Consider the following 13,830-nt stretch of genomic DNA (forward strand, 5'->3'; position numbering starts at 1 on the left):
TCCCTTTAAATTCCTTATAGACTATGAGGTTGATAGGCTGGAGGTGTAAGTACAGCAATGTATTCAGCTGACCAGTACTAATAAATTGATAGGTTTAATAGTTAATTCTATAGAAGTAATCTAAATAGACGATATTCAGTTTTCAGAGAACAAATAACTACAAGGTTAACTCCTTGTAGTTTTTATTTATTTTGAACTTAAATTAAGCTTTAAAATTAAAAATCCATATAATTTTTAAATATGAAAACAAAGCAAATAAATAACAACGAAACTAATAAAAGATTAATACCTAAAAATCGAATATTTGCTTTAATGCGTTTATTTATGACTGATGTTTTTAAAGCAGTTTTATTACCAATTGCTATTTTGACATTTTTATCTATTGTTAATGGTGTCTTACAAACTATTGTTGTTAATATTGATGAAAAAAGTAGCAGTTATTATCATTTAAATGTTGCTTGACAAGTAATACGAGAACTAATTAATTTAGTGCCTTTATTTACTGCTCTTTCGATTGCTGTTGCTTTTAGTTTTAATAAGTCATTAGCGGCGATATTAACCATTATTGGATGAGCGATGATGTTAATGATACAAAGTATGTTTATTTATGGTGAAACTGGTTCGTTTAGTTATTTAAATACTTCGATTAAAAACATTGAAGGAACAGAAATAATTGATACATATATGGGTTATAAAGGTTTTAAACTTGCATTTGTTAGAACTAATGTTTTACTAGGTTTTTTAGTTGGGTATCTTAATGCTAAAATTGTTAATCTTATTTATTTATCAAAATCTAAACGTTTATTTTTATGAATAAATAAAGTTATTTTAACTTCACTAACTATTATTGGTTTATCTATTGCTTTTGGAATTTTACATGTTAGTTTAATGATGCCACTTATTTATTTAGTGCAACAAGTCGCTACAACAGTTAATTCTAATCAAACTATGGTAAATAACAATTCTAATACCTTAGTTGCTTATATGTTGATTTTAGGATTAAATATTTTAAATTTTGATAAAGGTTTTGAACTAATGTTTTTAGCCAAAGATACAACTTATTTTGATTTAATTTTATCAATGTTTGTAGCTCCTTTTTTAGGGATGGTTTTTATAATTAGTGCTAATAAAGGACGTCAAACTTACGCAGTAAGTATTTATGCTATATCAATTATTATTTCTTTATTATTCGGACAATATCATAGCTTAATTATTACTTTATTTTTCCTAAGTCCATTAATGTATTTTGTAATTATTGTTTTAATTACTCCATTTATTTCTTGATTTGCTATTTTATCGGGATTAACTATTACAACTAATATGCCTAATGGAGGTTGAATTGTTTTTATTAAAGATGTTTTAATACCAACGGGTAAAGGGGTTACTGGATTTAAAGACATTTGAACCATCTTTTGTTTTGGTATTTTAATTAGTATTATTACGTCAGTTTCTTTATACTACTACATCAAAAAAGCTTATGTTAGTGTAGTTGGTTCTGGTCTTCTTTCAAAAGAAGGGATTCAAGATATTAATAAATATCAAGATGCTTATGTGGTTTTTGATAAAAAAACTTATCAAAAAGTTTTACAAGAACATGAAAATCTCGATAAAAATTCAACAAGTTAGCTCAAAAAGTTAACTTGTTTTTATAACTAAGATATAAAACTTTATAACGTTTAATTTATAATTAAACGTATGAAAAAAGGCATTATTAAAAATAATTTAGGTTATAGCGGTGATCTTTTTGTTTATCAAGACAAAGAGATGTTTAATTATTCGGTTGATACTATTTTATTAGGCAATTTTGCTTCAATGAATCGCAAAGTTAGACAGGTTTTAGAAGTCGGTACTAATAATGGGGCTTTATCAATCTTTATGACTGCTCGATCTAAAAAAGTTCAAATTGATGCAATCGAGATCCAATCTAAAGCTGCTAATTTAGCTAAGGAAAATGTTAAGTTAAATAAGATGGAAAATCAGATTAATATTATCGAAGCCGATTTTAAGGTTTGAGCTGATGATTATGCAATTTTATGTGGCAATAATAAAGCTAAAAAATATGATCTAATAGTTGCTAATCCACCTTATTATAATGAGGATTATAATCAGCCACGAAAAACTGGCAGTGAAGAATTAAAATTAGCTACTCATGAAATTAATCTTAATTTAGAACAATTAATATCTAAATCAGCTAAAATCATCGAACAAAAAGGTTATTTAGCGATTGTTTTACCAATGGCAAGATACATTGATTTAATATGTCTTTTAAGAAAATACAATTTTGAACCTAAAAGAGTACAAATAGTTTATACAAGAATTAATAGTCGTCCCAAATTTTGCTTAGTAGAAGCAAGGTTTAATGCTGGCTGAGGCACGTATTTTGAACCAAATATTTATTTACACCCCGAAGATAAAACTACCCATGTTTATCGCGATGAAGTTAAGCAATTATACAAACCAATAAAAGCTAAAGGAGAATAAGATGAAAAAGAAAACTTTTTATATTACAACACCTATATATTACCCAAGTGGCAATTTACACATTGGGCATTTACTTACTACTACTTTAGCTTGAATGTATGCTAACTATAAACGTCAAAGAGGTTATGATGTTGTTTTTTCAACCGGAATAGATGAACACGGACAAAAAATTCAACAAAAAGCTTTAGCTAATAATATGACACCACAAGCTTATGTCGATATGCAAGCCGAAAAGTTTGTTGACCTTTGAAAGAAATTAGATATTGATTATCAAGTATTTAGTCGCACAACTAATAAAAACCACGAAGAAACCGTTAAATTAGTGTTTGAAAAAATGTTAGAAAAAGGTTTTATTTATTCAGGTTCTTATGAAGGTTTATATTCTATTAGTGATGAAGAGTTTATGACTAAATCACAAGCTATTTTAAAAGATGGTGAATATTTCCACCCTGTTTCAGGACAAAAACTAGAATTAATTAAAGAGGAAAGTTATTTCTTTAAAATGTCAATGTTTAATGACTGAATTAAACAATACTTTTTAAATCATCCTAATTTTATTACTAACAAAGCAACACAAAAAGAACTTTTAAATAACTTTATTGATAAAGGTTTAGAAGATTTATCAGTTACTCGTATTACTTTTGATTGAGGAATCAAAATTGATAAAAAAGATAACGATAAACAACATGTTATTTACGTTTGATTAGATGCTTTATTTAGTTATTTAAGTGGTATTGGTTATTTATCTAAGGATCAGCAACAATATGAAAAATATTGAGCTAACGGTGATGAAAGAGTACATATGTTAGCTAAAGAAATAAGTCGTTTTCACGCCATTTATTGACCAATATTTTTACATTCATTGGATTTAAATTTACCAACCAAAGAAGTAGTTCACTCTTGAATTATTACTCCTGAAGGTAAAATGTCTAAATCAAAAGGTAATGTCGTAGAACCCTTACCTTTAATTGAAAAATATGGAGCCGAACCAGTTAAATATTTCTTTAGTAGTCAAATTAATATTGATAATGATTTTAGTTTTTCTGAGGATTTACTAATTAATGTTTTAAATGCTGATTTAGCTAATAACTTTGGTAACCTGTTAAATAGAACTGTAAAAATGATTAATCAATCTTTTGACAATGGAACTATTTTTGTTGAAAATAATTTATTAGATATTGACAAACACCTTTTAGCTGAAATAACTACTACTTATGAATTTTATTGCGAACAAATGGATAATTACCATGCTGATTTAGCTTATCATAAAGCAATTGAATTTAGTAAGCATATGAATGAATATATTGATAAAAACGAACCTTGAAAACTTAAAGATAATTTAGAAAGATTAAATGTTGTTTTAAATACTTTATTACAAGGAATTTATGCGGTTAATTATATGTTAAGTCCAGTAATGCCTAAAACAACGGCGAAAGTTTTTAACTTTTTATGTCAAGAAAATCTTTCTGAATCAAAATTATTTGATTTTAAAAAGTTTGATAACAAACATGTTGATGTTAAAGAAATTTTATTTGCTAGAATTAAAAAATAATATTAAAAAATATATCCAAAATATATATGACAAATCTAGAAAAATATACAGTGGGTATATTTTTTATTTACCCTTGTCAAAACCACTTATTTTAAGGTTATTTTGATAAAATTATTAATCATGAGATTTATAGACGAAGTTAATGTATATGTACAAGCCGGAAAAGGTGGCGACGGAATAATTAGTTTTAGAAGAGAAGCTAATGTTGATAAAGGTGGACCAGACGGCGGCGATGGTGGTGATGGTGGATCTGTATATTTCCAAGGAGATACAGGTCAAAATACTTTGTTGCCATTTTATTACCAAAACAAATTAATAGCTCAAGCCGGAGAAAACGGAAAACCTAAAAACGCTTACGGAGCTAATGGACAAGATTTAATTGTTAAAGTACCATTAGGAACTATGGTTTTTAAAGATGGAAAACTAATTGCTGACGTTGTTGATGAAGGTAAATACTTAATTGCTAAAGGTGGAAAAGGAGGAAAAGGAAATCCTCGTTTTAAATCTAGTCGTAATACCGCACCTAGAATTTCTGAAAACGGAACCCCTGGTGAAAAATTTGATTTACATTTAACTTTAAAAGTTTTAGCTGATGTTGGTTTCGTTGGTAAACCAAGCGCTGGTAAAAGTACTATTCTTTCACAAATAAGTAATGCTAAACCTAAAATTGCTGATTATGAATTTACAACCTTAGTGCCGCAATTAGGTTTAGTTAAGTTTTATGACAAAAGCTTTGTTGTAGCCGATTTACCCGGTTTAATTGAAAACGCACACGAAGGCAAGGGCTTAGGTATTCAATTTTTAAAACATATTGAAAGATGTAAGGTTATCGCTCATATTATTGACTTTGGCTCACCGGAAAAAAATCCGGTTGTCGATTATCAAATTATTAATAATGAATTAAAAAGTTACAATTTATCACTTGAAAAATTAACCCAAGTAGTTATTGCTAATAAATCTGATTTAGAAGCTTTTGAAGAACATAAAAAAGCTTTCGAAGAAGCTTATCCAGATGTTAAATTAGTTGAATATTCAGCTTTATACGACAATAACATTGATCCTGTTAAAGCAGCTTTATGACATGCTTTAGAAAATGCCAAAGCTGTAATTAATCAAGAAATTGAAGAACAAGTTGTAACTATAACTTTAGATAAAAACCCAGTCGTGGTTAAAATGGTTGGCTATAACGAATGAGAAATTAGTGGAGATGATGTTTATAGAATTTATGATTTAATTCCTTTAAACTCAATCGACAACTTATGAAGATTTAATAATAAATTAAAAGGCTTAGGAGTTTTTGAAAAATTAGTTCAAGCCGGTGTTAAAGACGGTGACACAGTCAAGATCAAAGACTATCAATTCGATTGAAATTCAGACGAATTTTAGTTATCAAATTTAATACTTTTTAGGGTTTAATAAAAATTAATTTTTTTAAAATAATTATTTAATTTTATATATAATAATTAAGCATTCAAAACAAAAAAAGTGGAGAAGTAGCTCAGCTTGGTAGAGCACTTGACTTGGGCTCAAGCGGTCGCAGGTTCGAATCCTGTCTTCTTCACCATTTATGGGGGGGTAGCTCACCTGGCCAGAGCGCCTGCCTTGCACGCAGGAGGTAGAGGGTTCGAGTCCCTTCCTCTCCACCATTATGGCACTGTAGCTCAGTTGGTTAGAGCGTCCGGTTCATACCCGGAAGGTCATGAGTTCGACTCTCATCGGTGCTACCAAATGAATGTAACTCAACAAGGGTATAGGACCCATAGCTCAATGGTTAGAGCAACCGGCTCATAACCGGTCGGTTACAGGTTCGAGTCCTGTTGGGTCCACCATGGGCAATTACCCAAGAGGCTGAAGGGAGCAGTCTTGAAAACTGCCAGGGGCTTCACGGCCCGCGGGGGTTCAAATCCCTCATTGCCCGCCATATAGCGGAGTAGAGCAGTCGGCAGCTCGTTGGGCTCATAACCCAAAGGTCATTGGTTCGAATCCAATCTCCGCAACCACGGTCCAGTGGTAAAGTGGTTTAATACGCTTCCCTGTCACGGAAGAGATCGCGGGTTCAATTCCCGTCTGGACCGCCATGGCTCTGTAGCTCAGTTGGTAGAGCAACGGACTGAAGCTCCGTGTGTCGCTGGTTCGATTCCTGCCGGAGCCACCATTTCAGAAATGACTAACACCATTTGGTGTTTTTTTATTATTTTTTACAATTAAATTTATTAATTGAAGATTGTTCTATTTATTATGAAATAATAAATAAACTCAATTTTGGTATAATTTTGAAGTTATGACAACAATACAAATATTTATTAATATTTTTGGAGCTTTTGGAGCTTTAACAACAGTTTGTTTAGGGTTTCCTCAGCTTTTAAGACTGCGTAAAACAAAAGATTCAGGTAATGTTAAATTTTTACCATATTGAATTTTCTTTGTTGGTCTATTAGCTTGATTAGTTTATGGTGTATTTAATAAAAACGAACAAGGATGATACATTTTCTTATCAAACTTTTTATGTACACTAATTTATTCATTTACAATGTTTTATTTATATAAATACAAAAAAGATTACGATAAAAAAATGATGTGAAAACCAATTTTAGGAATAATTTTATGTGAATTGGTCGCTTTAGCAATGTTTGCTGTCTTTATTGTAACTGTATGACAAAAACTAAAATTTGGTAAATTTTATGACAGTGCTGAACATACTAGCGTAATCCCTACATTTGATGAAACTACTGCTTTAATCATTGGTTTAATTTCTCCATCATTTACCACTCTTGCCTTTTTACCTCAATTAATTATCAGTTTAAAGAAAAAAGATTTCAGAGGTCAAACCCCTTGAATGCCTTTAATCTTTATGATGAACAACACTTGATGAATTATTTACTTCGCGTTAACCCTTGTATCAATGAATAATATTATTAATGATCCAAATGTAGCTGAAGCAATTAGAATTCAAACAAAAGGTGGTTTAAGAGGAATTATTGGTGGTATTACTTGACAAATTGTTTCTTTAACTGTTTACGGAATTCAAACTGCCTTTATTTTTAATTTTGAAAGTAAAATGCGTAAACAAGAAAAATTAAATCCTCAAACAATTAAATAATAAAAAATCTGGATTATTTCCAGATTTTATTTATTCTTCTTCAAATAGCAAATTAGCTGCGTCAACGTAAGCTCTTCTTAAATTACCCTTACCTAATTCAACGCCACCAAAATATCTAATAACAAAGATAACTTTGTTTTTTAAATTCTTTCTAATCATTAAATTATAAATTGGCATTCCGGCTACACCTTTTGGTTCTTTATCATCACTAAACCCATTAATAATTTTTCCGTCTTCTTCAATAATAAACGCATGAACTATGTGTTTAGGTCTATATTCTAATCTTAAATCTTCTCTTATTTTTTTAAATTCATCTTTACTGTGAATTTCTTTCATTATAGGGATAAATTTCGAGCGTTTGATTTCAAGAGCTTTCATTCTTGTATTATATCTTATTTGTTATAATTTTCATATGCTAAAATTAATCGCTAAATATACAGAAAGAATTGATAAATATATTGCTAATAATTCTGAAATTACTAGAAATGATATTCAAGCTCTAATTGAAGAAGGAGCTGTTTTTGTTAATGGCATTAAAGTTAATAAAAATAAGTTTGTTGTTAATGAAAACGATGAAATTGAAGTAGTTAAATTAATTGATAAACAAACAGATGTAAAAGAGGAAAATATTGATCTTGATATCGTTTATGAATGTGATGATTATTTAATTATTAATAAACCAAGTGGAATGGTGGTTCATCCAGCACCCGGTCATCATCAAGGCACGCTTGTCAACGCTTTAATGTATCATTTTAAAAATAATTTAAGTAATGTTAATGGACTTTTAAGAATGGGTGTCGTACACCGGATTGATAAAGATACTAGCGGATTATTAATAATTGCTAAAAATAATAAAACTCATAATTATTTTGTTTCTTTACTTAAAAATCACGATATTAAACGAACTTATTACGCTATCGTTGATGGTATTGTCGCAAATAAACATATAAACATTGATTTACCAATTGGTAGAGATCCTAAAAACCGACAAAAATTTGCAGTTACAGAAGAAAATTCTAAAAATGCTTTTACCTCAGTTGAAGTGATTAAATACCTTAAAGTTAATAATAAAGATAAAACCCTTGTTAAATGTAATTTAAAAACCGGTAGAACACATCAAATAAGAGTACACATGAACTACATTAAACACCCTGTATATGGTGATCCTATTTATAATAAACAAGTTGATGATTTTAATCAAAGATTACACGCCAAAGAATTAAGTTTCATCGATCCTAATGGTAAAGAAATGCATTTTGAAGTTGACCTGCCAAAACAAATGCAACAAGAAATTGAAAATGCAGCATAAATAACATAAATAAATTAAAATTTATATATTAATATTCTAAAAAAAGGAGGAATCATGAATATTGATTTAAACGAATATAGTTCACCGCAACAACTATATGATAAAAACTATAAAAAGTGAAATCCATGATTTATTGCTTTTACTGTTTTATTTGCTTTAATCGTTTTATTGCAAGTAGCTACTTTAATTTATTATGCTGCTGCAAAACAAACTTATATTGCATATTACACTAGTGCAATTAGCGAATCTAACAAAAGCTTAGCTAATCCACAAGCGAGTGCTAATAACCAGTATTTAACAAGTTTATTATTACAAACTTTTGCAACGATTTTAGGAGCAGCTGTTTTTGTATGACACGTTGTTTCTTTTGTAAGAGCAATGAATAAAAAAGATTATTCTTTATATTCATTTTGATTAGTACAAATTTATATCTTTATTATTATTTGAAATATTTTAAGCATTATTTTTGGAGGAATTAGTTATTTCTCAATACCGGCTTGAGATATAAACCAAATTTTAAAACTTGTTTATACTTTATTAGTTATTGTGGTTTATTTCGCTGTTTGATGAAGATGCGGTAAAGTTATTAAACTATTTAGAATTTTAAAATTCAACATTACTCAAAAACAAATGATGGCAAACAGTGGATTTAACGAATTATTTAATAATTTTATGCAGCAAGCTAACGGTATGCGTCCAAGTGAAGAATTTCCGCAAACAAGTCAAAACCAAGAAGCTTCTGCAGCAGAAATGTATAAAGATGACTATAGATCTAAATTAGCTCGTTTAGACGATAAACAATTATTAGCCATGGCAGAAAAATTAAATATTTTTGGAGCTAACAGTTTTAGCCGTGAAGAATTAATAGAAAAAATAGCAGCTATTTTTGAAGAAAAAAATATTGTAACTAAGCCAGAAGAAAAATCTAAAAAACAAGATAACGAAGAAGACGATAAAGAGGTTAATTAATGCTTTCTTTTTTAGAAGAAACCAATTCTGCAACTACTTCAAGCGAAAAACCAGCTGCATCAACTCCTAGTCATAATTGAATAGTATTTATTTTAATTTCCTTAGCCTTATTAGCTTTTGCTTTATACATGTCAATTAAATTTATTGTTTACTTTAAACAAAGTGCTAAAAAAACTAAAGATGTTTTAGGCAATGATTTAGTTATTAAATATGTTCAAGGATTTAAATTAAAATCATCATCAGCTTTAAACTGAATAATGATAAATATTCTTTATTTATTTTCTTTAATTGTAGTTATTATTGGTGTGATTAAAGCAAGAGGAATAAAATCGAATAATATTAATATTTATTATGTTTTAATCGCTTTATCTATTATTGGTCTAATTGCGACAAATACTGCTATTTTATTAATATGACATTTATCATTTAATTATCCTCAATATAAACATGGTAAAAAAGATATTGATTTAGAACTTAAATCTTTACACGAAAATATTCATGATGAATTAAGTTTAGAATATCCTGCTGAAATTAAAATTGATGTCAAAAAAATGGAAGCTAATAATCCATTATTACCAAGAGTTTTAGCTAACTTTATTAGTTTTTATAACAAAATGGAAACTAAAAATAATTGACAACAATACTTAGAATTTTTAAATCAACAATTTAAAATTAAATTCTTTAATGAATCATTAGCTTTTATTGAAAATGAGCAAAGAAAAGAACAAGAAATTTTAGGTTCAGACGAAAGCACTTATAAAGTAAACAAAAATTCAAGCCAAATTGAAAAAGAAGTAGCTTGAATGGAACATATGGATAAAAAAGTGTCAATTATTAAAGAAACCCAAAATTTTGAAAAAATGAATAAAAAAGAATTTGATAAAAAATATGAAGAATATTTATATACAGTTAGATCTCAAGATCCAATGTATCAACAAATTCAAAAAAATTCATGATTAACTTATCGTGATAACGATATTGAAGATTTGTTTTACAATCCTAACTCTGTAGTTGTTTATAGTTTAAATAACGGTCAAGATGTTAAAGAAAAATCACTTAATGAATTCTTAAACGAATATAAACATTATTTAAAAGCTAAATTTTTAAGTGATAAATAATAATTTCAACTAGAACTTAGATTTAAGTTCTAGTTTTAATTTATAAAAGATAAATAAAAAAAGAGCGATTAAGCTCTTTATTAACACAAAGTGATATGGTGCGCGAGGAGGGACTTGAACCCTCACGCCGTAAAGCATTAGTGCCTAAAACTAACGTGTCTGCCAATTTCACCACTCGCGCGTTTATGGTGCCGTTTATAGGACTTGAACCTACGACCTACTGATTACAAGTCAGTTGCTCTGCCAACTGAGCTAAAACGGCTTGTTTTTTGTGCTTAATTATTATATATAAAATTTTTCTTATTTTTTATATTTTTCCATATTTTAATATTTTGTTTAAAGTCATTTATCTTAAAATTTAATATAAAAATGTAAAGCTATTCTCTATGTTTTATAAATTTAAAATTTAGTATTTATAATATTTATAAAATTATTAAAAATAAAGAGGTTTTAATGAAAAAAATCAATAAATTAATGATTGCTTTATCTTCTGGTGTTGTTTTGTCTGCACCTCTTATAAGTTTGTCATGTTCTAACCCTGAAGCTGGCGGTAAATACAATAATCTATCAATCAACAAATATAAAGATTTAATAGCTTTTTTAAATCTTAAAAATACAATGACCGTTGACGAAGCTGCTGATTATCTAGAAAGTTTACAACCTGCCAAAGGTGATTTTGATATTGAAAAAATAACAGTAATTTCTAAAAACGAAAAAGATCAATCTATTGATTTTAAAATTAATGGAAAATATAAAGCAAACAGTTTAGATAATATTGTTTTTAAAATTTCTGGTTTTAAAAAAAATAATATAAAACCTATTGATGATTTAAATTATCAAGAAGCAGATTATAACGGGTTAAGAATTTCTTCTTATGGAGATTTATTACAATATTTAAATATCAATAACACCCAACTACCTTCGCAAGTATACAAACAACTTAATGAAATAAAAATTGATAATAAAGATAAAGAAATTAATATTACTAAAGTTGAAGTTCTAGAATTTAGTGATCAAAAAGGAACTATTAAAATACAATTAAGCGGTAAATATGGCAGCATTTCTCTTGATGAAAATAATAATCAGGTAGAAATTTCATTATTTAAAAAAATAACACCAACTCAAACTGCAAATATTGAGTTCGATTTCAACAAAATTTTTTCTGAAAAATTAACAGTAAAAGAACTTATATTAAAAGATACCAATCAATTAAAAACTTATCTTAAAAAATATGATTTATTAATCGGTGAAGAAACATATGATATTTTAAATAATAAAAACTTTGAAATAAGCAGTTTGGCAATTGAACAACACGGTAATATTATTAGGATTATTTCCACTGTTGAATATTTATCAGCTAATTATAATATAAACAGTGATCCAAATTTAACTCCGCTAAATGTTTACAATTCTAAATACATCTTATATACGTATAATCAATTGGATTACACTGAGGAAGATTATTTAAATTATGTTTTAAATAATCAAATAATTTCGACCAAAGACCAAGAAAGTCATATAAAAGATTATTATGCTTCATATTATTTTGCTAAAAGTCGTCAAAACATTGATTACACCCATCTATTTTTTATAATCAACCCGGAATATCAAATTTATAAAGATACACCTATTGTTTTTGAAACTAATTTTAAAGCTGATGACGCAACTGGTAAACTATATTTACAAATTAAATTAAAATGAAGAAATAATTCTCAAAATTTTGAATCAGATTATATAGAAAAAGAAATTAGTGGATTTAAAAAAGCTAATGTAGAAACTTTAAAAAATTCAATACTACTTGTTTTAAATCCTGCTGAACTTAGAACAAAAAAAGCTTGAGAAGGTTTAATTGATTGATATAAACAACAAAATAATAAAGACGATTTAAAAATTGAAGGCAACGAATTAAATAAGTACTTTTTAAATCGCTATCCAGTTTGAAATTTATTTAGAGAAACAAGCGAAGGATTTGAAACAATAAATAATTCTTCAAAATATGCTTACGTCATAATTGATAATGGTTCAAATAAAGCTATGTCTTTAGATGAAATAGATAGTGAAAATGGCTTGATAAATGCTAATTTTGGTTATCAATTAATGCATTTAAGCATTGAAGTAAAATCTATTGAAGGATTTGAACTTCAAAGTAGTGAATATGACAGATTAAACTTTAAAGTTAAATATAATGTAAACATAATGATAAACAGCGAAAACGGCGAAGATCAAATTATTAGTATACCTCAGGAATCTAATTCTTTTATTACTAATAATCCTGATACAAAACCTCAATCTTAAAACAAAAAAATGGTTTGATAAAAACCATTTTTATTTTTCTTTATTTAATAAATCCACAAAATATTTTTTAGCTATTTGAATATCTTTTTCTGTTAAGTTGTTTTCACTTTCATTATTTATTTGTCTTATTTTAGCAATAAATTCAATGTATATTTCTTGATATTTTGACGGTATGAATTCTAAATCAAAAAGATACATTACACTCTTTCTAATTTCTTCACTTTCAACATTATTATCTATTTTAACTAAACCGTGATACTCAAAATTAGCTATAATGACGTTTACAATATAAACCCCATTTTTTAATTTCGTTAAATGTTTTGGTTGGTTAAAATAAAATTGTTCAATATTAGTAATAAAAGCATAATTATCAATTAAAAGTTCGTTAGCCGCTGAAATATTACCTTCTAAAATAAATTCGTTAATTAATGAAGAAGAAATTTTAACACCTGATACCTTTTTAGCCGAAGCGACATTAACGTCAAAATGCTTTCTTAATTTTTCAATTGTTCCTAAACGGTTAAAACCAAATTTAAAATCTTCTCCACAAACAATATATTTAACGTTATTTAGTTTTAAATTTTCAATTACTTTTTTATAATCTAAATTAATTATTTCTTGATTAGGTTCCACAGCAAAGGCATAATCAATACCTAACTTATCTAAAGTATAAAGCCTTACTTTAGGTTGAAAAGCTTTTAATGAAGCGACTTCACCTTTTTTAATCGGTGATTGCATTAACATCATTGCTATTTTACAATTTCTTTGTTGTTTAATTGATTTGGCTAATTTAATTAGTTCATAATGACCTAAATGGATTGATTCAAATGAACCCATAATTAAAATCAAATCTTCATTAATATTTAAATTATTTTTAAAATCTCAGCTAAAAACTTTCATATTAACAATTTTAACTGCTTATTTTTTAAAATGTCAAAGTTTGTAAGTATTAAAGGTTAGCTTATATATTAGTTTAATAATATATAATTTTTATGTAAAGAAGATA

At 27.4% G+C, this 13,830-nt stretch carries 11 protein-coding genes, 10 tRNA genes and 1 rRNA gene; 18 read left to right on the forward strand and 4 right to left on the reverse strand.

What is annotated here, in order from left to right:
* The 14 genes from FJO69_RS01710 to FJO69_RS07115 form a co-directional block, all read left to right on the forward strand.
* Positions 1-102: ribosomal RNA gene (locus FJO69_RS01710) — 23S ribosomal RNA — on the forward strand; the annotation flags it as partial.
* Between the two features lie 138 nt (positions 103-240).
* Positions 241-1,626: a hypothetical protein gene (locus tag FJO69_RS07100; protein WP_140781282.1), complete on the forward strand. Its 1,386-nt coding sequence runs from the start codon at positions 241-243 to the stop codon at positions 1,624-1,626.
* A 69-nt stretch (positions 1,627-1,695) separates the two neighbouring features.
* Positions 1,696-2,481, forward strand: coding sequence for a tRNA1(Val) (adenine(37)-N6)-methyltransferase (locus FJO69_RS07105; RefSeq protein WP_140781283.1), 786 nt, complete (start codon positions 1,696-1,698; stop codon positions 2,479-2,481).
* Between the two features lies 1 nt (position 2,482).
* Positions 2,483-4,033, forward strand: coding sequence for a methionine--tRNA ligase (gene metG / locus FJO69_RS07110; RefSeq protein ID WP_140781284.1), 1,551 nt, complete (start codon positions 2,483-2,485; stop codon positions 4,031-4,033).
* A 120-nt stretch (positions 4,034-4,153) separates the two neighbouring features.
* On the forward strand, positions 4,154-5,419 hold the full coding sequence (gene obgE / locus FJO69_RS01730; RefSeq protein ID WP_140781285.1) for a GTPase ObgE: 1,266 nt from the start codon (positions 4,154-4,156) through the stop codon (positions 5,417-5,419).
* Positions 5,420-5,520: 101 nt separating this feature from the next.
* Positions 5,521-5,597, forward strand: a tRNA-Pro gene (locus tag FJO69_RS01735).
* Between the two features lie 5 nt (positions 5,598-5,602).
* Positions 5,603-5,679, forward strand: a tRNA-Ala gene (locus FJO69_RS01740).
* 4 nt (positions 5,680-5,683) lie between these two features.
* Positions 5,684-5,760: transfer RNA gene (locus FJO69_RS01745), tRNA-Met, on the forward strand.
* Positions 5,761-5,786: 26 nt separating this feature from the next.
* Positions 5,787-5,862: transfer RNA gene (locus tag FJO69_RS01750), tRNA-Ile, on the forward strand.
* Position 5,863: 1 nt separating this feature from the next.
* Positions 5,864-5,954, forward strand: a tRNA-Ser gene (locus tag FJO69_RS01755).
* Positions 5,955-5,957: 3 nt separating this feature from the next.
* Positions 5,958-6,033 (forward strand) — tRNA-Met (locus FJO69_RS01760).
* Position 6,034: 1 nt separating this feature from the next.
* Positions 6,035-6,111, forward strand: a tRNA-Asp gene (locus FJO69_RS01765).
* Between the two features lies 1 nt (position 6,112).
* Positions 6,113-6,188 (forward strand) — tRNA-Phe (locus FJO69_RS01770).
* 126 nt (positions 6,189-6,314) lie between these two features.
* Positions 6,315-7,133, forward strand: a complete 819-nt coding sequence (locus FJO69_RS07115) for a SemiSWEET family transporter (protein WP_140781286.1) — start codon at positions 6,315-6,317, stop codon at positions 7,131-7,133.
* Positions 7,134-7,163: 30 nt separating this feature from the next.
* Here FJO69_RS07115 and FJO69_RS01780 read toward each other — a convergent pair whose 3' ends face one another.
* Positions 7,164-7,511, reverse strand: a complete 348-nt coding sequence (locus FJO69_RS01780) for a YigZ family protein (RefSeq protein ID WP_140781287.1) — start codon at positions 7,509-7,511, stop codon at positions 7,164-7,166.
* 34 nt (positions 7,512-7,545) lie between these two features.
* Between FJO69_RS01780 and FJO69_RS01785 the strand changes: the two genes are divergently transcribed.
* The 3 genes from FJO69_RS01785 to FJO69_RS07125 are packed head-to-tail and all read left to right on the forward strand — an operon-like array spanning position 7,546 to position 10,529.
* On the forward strand, positions 7,546-8,442 hold the full coding sequence (locus tag FJO69_RS01785; RefSeq protein WP_140781288.1) for an RluA family pseudouridine synthase: 897 nt from the start codon (positions 7,546-7,548) through the stop codon (positions 8,440-8,442).
* 54 nt (positions 8,443-8,496) lie between these two features.
* Positions 8,497-9,411, forward strand: coding sequence for a hypothetical protein (locus FJO69_RS07120; protein ID WP_140781289.1), 915 nt, complete (start codon positions 8,497-8,499; stop codon positions 9,409-9,411).
* Positions 9,411-10,529, forward strand: coding sequence for a DUF342 domain-containing protein (locus FJO69_RS07125; RefSeq protein ID WP_140781290.1), 1,119 nt, complete (start codon positions 9,411-9,413; stop codon positions 10,527-10,529). The genes FJO69_RS07120 and FJO69_RS07125 overlap by 1 nt, the downstream gene beginning before the upstream one ends.
* 96 nt (positions 10,530-10,625) lie before the next feature.
* Here FJO69_RS07125 and FJO69_RS01800 read toward each other — a convergent pair.
* Both FJO69_RS01800 and FJO69_RS01805 read right to left on the reverse strand, forming a co-directional pair.
* A tRNA-Leu gene (locus tag FJO69_RS01800) sits at positions 10,626-10,710 on the reverse strand.
* Positions 10,711-10,715: 5 nt separating this feature from the next.
* Positions 10,716-10,791 (reverse strand) — tRNA-Thr (locus FJO69_RS01805).
* A 191-nt stretch (positions 10,792-10,982) separates the two neighbouring features.
* Here FJO69_RS01805 and FJO69_RS01810 point away from each other — a divergent pair.
* The gene (locus FJO69_RS01810) at positions 10,983-12,824 is read left to right on the forward strand and encodes a hypothetical protein (protein WP_140781291.1); all 1,842 of its coding nucleotides are present in this window, start codon (positions 10,983-10,985) and stop codon (positions 12,822-12,824) included.
* A gap of 30 nt (positions 12,825-12,854) precedes the next feature.
* On the opposite strand, the gene FJO69_RS01815 is transcribed toward FJO69_RS01810, so the two are convergent.
* Positions 12,855-13,724 (reverse strand): FAD synthase, encoded by an 870-nt coding sequence (locus tag FJO69_RS01815; protein WP_140781292.1) that lies wholly within the window; start codon positions 13,722-13,724, stop codon positions 12,855-12,857.
* Positions 13,725-13,830 lie beyond the last annotated feature (106 nt).

The organism is [Mycoplasma] falconis (genome assembly GCF_006385795.1).
Taxonomy (GTDB): Bacteria; Bacillota_I; Bacilli_A; order Mycoplasmatales; family Metamycoplasmataceae; genus Metamycoplasma; species Metamycoplasma falconis.